Genomic DNA, 223 nt, shown 5'->3' with positions numbered 1-223 from the left:
TGTCGGTGCCGGTGGCCTGGAACAGCGCCCCGGCCGTGCCGGCGATGGGCCACACCGCGGTCCCGGTCAGCGCGATCAGCGCCGCACCCGAGGCCGCCGGGGGACCGGGCAACCTGCTCGGCGGCATGCCCCTGGCCGGCGTCGGCAGCGGCACCCACGCCGGTGCCGGCCCCCGATACGGATTCCGCCCCACCGTCATGGCCCGACCCCCCTTCGCCGGATA

1 protein-coding gene is annotated in these 223 nt (G+C 77.6%); it reads left to right on the top strand.

Going from position 1 to position 223, the window contains the following annotated elements; translation table 11 throughout:
* Window positions 1-223, top strand: a 223-nt coding sequence (locus WU80_RS25115; protein ID WP_197281376.1) for a PE/PPE C-terminal domain-containing protein, incomplete at both ends; no start/stop codon positions are given.

It is taken from the genome of Mycobacterium sp. UM_11 (genome assembly GCF_001414075.1).
GTDB lineage: Bacteria > Actinomycetota > Actinomycetes > Mycobacteriales > Mycobacteriaceae > Mycobacterium.
The sequence above is the reverse complement of the archived record's forward strand: the minus strand, read 5'-3'. Positions and strand labels throughout refer to the sequence as shown.